Origin of the sequence: Sphaerospermopsis kisseleviana CS-549, assembly GCF_028329225.1 — a bacterium.
Classification (GTDB): Bacteria; Cyanobacteriota; Cyanobacteriia; order Cyanobacteriales; family Nostocaceae; genus Sphaerospermopsis; species Sphaerospermopsis kisseleviana.
Genome location: NZ_JAQMTI010000069.1, coordinates 1 through 3,928, shown reverse-complemented (window position 1 = coordinate 3,928; position 3,928 = coordinate 1). Strand labels below are relative to the sequence as shown.

The window sequence follows — 3,928 nt, the reverse complement described above, 5'->3', positions numbered from 1 at the left end:
GGTGACTGGTGACTGGGGACTGGTGACTGGGGACTGGTGACTGGGGACTGGTGACTGGGGACTGGTGACTGGGTAAAAACTAAATTCTTACTATATATTCCCAATTCCCAATTCCCAATTCCCAATTCCCTATTTCCTGAAATTTCCTGTATAATAAAAATGCCCCTGGGGGGGATTTTAGAGTGTGATATTGTAGAAAAGTAAAGTTTAGTAACAAATATTAAAAACTTTGATTAATAATACGTTGTCATCTTACACTACTGCGACTTCCTCGATTGAGACTGATTTGTATACCGCTGACACTAAGCCCAGAGGTATCCAAGAATTAGAGTCTACCCTTTCCTTGTCGCCTTCTCTACCAACAGCGATCGCAATTAACCAAATTTGGTTAGTATTTGCAGCGGCGGTGTTTTTGGTATCTGTACCAGTATTTATAGAAGCTCCGCTAGTGCGATCGCTACCTAGTCTGAGTTTAGTGATCACAGGATTTTGGATTTGGCTGAGTTTAAAATTAATGTCCCGACAGCAAACCTATCTGTGGGGCGATTTACTCTTAGGATTTAGCCTCAGTTGGTTAACAGGAGCGATTTACTGGGGTTGGTTACGTTGGGAACCCCTGTGGCACTTACCGATAGAATCAATCGGCCTACCCTTTGCTATTTGGTGTTTGCGGAAAAACTGGGGTAAAGTCGGTAACTGGTTCTACCTGGGTTCTTTATTCGGCACAGTTTTAACAGATATATATTTTTACCTAGTAGATTTAATGCCTTTTTGGCGGCAGATTATGAGAACAGATGCCACGGGAGCTTCACAAATCTTAAAAAATGCTCTGGCACAAGTACAAACACCTTGGGGAGAAGGCTGGGCAATTATGTTAGCCTTAGCATTGTTAACAGTGGGGCTAGTATCTTTGGGTAACAAGCAACGGCATTGGTACGCCTTTGGTGGAGCAGTTTTGAGTACAATTTTAGTAGACAGTCTGTTTTTACTAGCTGCGATTCTGTCCTGAAATTCTTAACCACCTGAGAGCAAAAATTAGTAACAAGTTGGTAATAAGTTTGTAACAAATTTTTACAAAGTCAAATCCCAGAAAAAACACTAATGTGGTAATAGCGAGTAATACCCAAATTTTCAACTTCAATTACAGCTAAGTTGGGTAGTTCACTAAGCTGTATATTAGTTTTTGATGACTGCTGTGTGTTAATTCAGCTATTAGCTATTAACCAGAGCATGAAGTCAGAGGCAATCGGTAATCAATCAGCCTGAACTTCAGCAGGGTGAAATAATTACCTCATAACTCGCACTTATGCCCCTAGTTAACAGCTTGTAGTTGAAAGCTTTTATTTCTGTTGGATGGAAAGAGGTAGAAAAATCGTGAAAGGATTAGTACGTTTATTAACAGTTTTTAGTTTGTTGCTAGGCTGCTGGGGATTACTGGGAACAACCCAGATAGCCCAAGCTGCGAGTTTTAGCAACCTGGCTTTGCCTCAAGTCCAAGTTTTGGCAATTGCACGCCAAAACAAGGCAGATCAGAAGCTGGCAACAGAATTTGGTAAAAAAATTGATTTGAATAATACCAATATTGCCGCTTTTCAAAAATATCCAGGGCTTTATCCCACCTTGGCTAAAAAAATCATCAAGAATGCGCCTTACAAGAGTGTAGAGGATGTATTGAATCTGGAAGGATTGAGCGATCGCCAAAAAAATACCCTACAAGCTAACTTAGGCAACTTTACCGTCACAAAATACGAGCCTGAGTTTAACGAAGGTGATGATCGTATTAACAACGGTATCTACAGATAACCCTGATTGGTGATTGGTGATTGGTGATTGGTGATTGGTAAAAAGTTCATTACCCATTACCTGTTACCCATTACCCACCTTCCCTAACCTTGTCTCGAATAGATATACCTAACCAATTTGATGTATTAGTAGTCGGCGCTGGTGCTGCTGGACTATATACAGCACTGTGTCTACCAGAATCCTTAAAAGTTGGCTTAATTACTAAAGAAACTGTTACCTTATCCGCCAGTGATTGGGCGCAAGGTGGTATTGCTGCTGCCGTATCCCCAGAAGATTCACCACAATTGCATATTGAAGACACCTTAAAAGCCGGTGCTGGTTTGTGTGATATCAAAGCAGTAGAATTTTTAGCCGAAAAAGCTCCTAGTTGTATTCAATCCTTAGTTAACTTGGGTGTAGCTTTTGACCGTCATGGAAACACCCTAGCTTTAACCTTAGAAGCTGCCCACTCCCGTCATCGGGTTCTCCACGCCGCCGACACCACAGGTAGGGAAGTAACCACTACCCTCACAGACCAAGTATTGCGTCGTCCAAATATCCAAGTGATTCAGCAAGCTTTGGCTTTGTCCTTGTGGATAGAACCAGAAATAGGTCGCTGTCAGGGAATCAGCTTATTTTATCAAGGTCAGGTGACATGGGTAAAAGCTGGTGCTGTAGTTTTAGCCACTGGTGGAGGCGGTCAAGTATTTGCCCAAACTACTAACCCCGCTGTGAGTACAGGTGATGGTGTAGCTATAGCATGGCGGGCGGGCGCTATCATTCGTGATCCAGAATTTGTCCAATTTCATCCTACAGCTTTAACAAAACCAGGACGTTTTCTCATTAGTGAAGCGGTACGGGGTGAAGGAGCGCACCTAGTGGATAACGAAGGACGACGTTTTGCTTGTGATTATGATCCAGCAGGTGAACTTGCTCCGCGAGATGTGGTAAGTAGAGCTATTTTTAGTCATCTCCAACGTACCGCAGATGATCTTGCTACTGCCAATGTTTGGTTAGATATGCGCCCTATCCCTGCTGAGAAAATTCGGCAACGGTTTCCTAATATTATTAAGGTTTGTCAGCATTGGGGGATTGATGTTTTTCATCAACCGATTCCTGTAGCTCCTGCTGCTCATTACTGGATGGGTGGTATTGTCGCAGATTTACAAAATCGCACTAATATTCCTGGTTTATATGCTGTGGGAGAAACTGCTAGTACGGGAGTTCATGGTGCTAATCGTTTAGCTAGTAATTCTTTGTTGGAATGTATTATATTTGGGGCGCAGATGGCTGATTTACAGATGGAAGTACCACCAGCAGAGGTTAAAGCCAAGGTTAAAGATTTGCACCCTAGTCCTTTGTTTTGTAATTTATCTGTCAGTGAGTGGGAAAATCAACAGGCACAGTTAGAAAATATCAGGAAGAAATTACCGCGTTTAGTCTGGCAAAGTGCTGGTATTTGTCGAGAACAATCAAGTTTAGAAAATGCGATCGCTACCATTGAATCTTGGCAGCAGGATTTTACGAGTTTGCCTTTAAGTCAATTCTTGCAAAGTTTACAGCCTACAGCAACAGCCAGTTTTAACCTACCAAATATTGACCAACAATTGCGGCTTTGGGCAGAAACTCGTAATTTATTAGATGTAGCTTATTTAATTCTTAAAAGTGCTGCTTTTAGAACTGAAAGCCGGGGCGGACACTACCGCTTAGATTATCCCCAACCAGACCCTGATTGGCAAGTACACACGATGATCCAAAATCATCACTGGTGGAAATCTCAATCCATATCACCAGCTTATCAGAAAAACGAGTGAGCCAAAACCACTGAGGCTTTCAAAAAGTGCCAGCTTTTATGAGGTGGCAACTGAAAAACCTTGCACTTAATTCCTACTTAAAGAAAAAATCGTTCCTATCCAACTCTTGAAACTGTCACCGTGGCGTAGCACCTGTCACCTGTCACTGGTCCTTCACAGATAACTTTTTCAGCAAACCCTAGATACAAAATCAAATCCGATACAAAAAAGCTAACTAATGCTAACAAAAGTTGGCTTTTTCTTCCTGTTTCACCCTAGCAGTGTCGGCACTATCTAGTCCACAGGCTAACACGATCAATCTGACCGCTTCTTTTTTTAAATTAATCGCAGCG

The 3,928-nt window shown here is 42.1% G+C and carries 3 protein-coding genes; all 3 read left to right on the top strand.

Going from position 1 to position 3,928, the window contains the following annotated elements; genetic code table 11:
• The first annotated feature begins 229 nt into the window (after window positions 1-229).
• The 3 genes from PN497_RS04915 to nadB all read left to right on the top strand — a co-directional run bounded on the left by PN497_RS04915 (window position 230) and on the right by nadB (window position 3,596).
• On the top strand, window positions 230-1,009 hold the full coding sequence (locus tag PN497_RS04915) for a DUF3120 domain-containing protein (RefSeq protein ID WP_096567878.1): 780 nt from the start codon (window positions 230-232) through the stop codon (window positions 1,007-1,009).
• Window positions 1,010-1,374: 365 nt separating this feature from the next.
• The gene (psbU, locus tag PN497_RS04910; RefSeq protein ID WP_096572667.1) at window positions 1,375-1,803 is read left to right on the top strand and encodes a photosystem II complex extrinsic protein PsbU; all 429 of its coding nucleotides are present in this window, start codon (window positions 1,375-1,377) and stop codon (window positions 1,801-1,803) included.
• 89 nt (window positions 1,804-1,892) lie between these two features.
• Window positions 1,893-3,596 carry an L-aspartate oxidase gene (nadB, locus tag PN497_RS04905; RefSeq protein ID WP_096572668.1) on the top strand — a complete coding sequence of 568 codons (1,704 nt, stop codon included), beginning with the start codon at window positions 1,893-1,895 and terminating at the stop codon, window positions 3,594-3,596.
• Window positions 3,597-3,928: the final 332 nt, after the last annotated feature.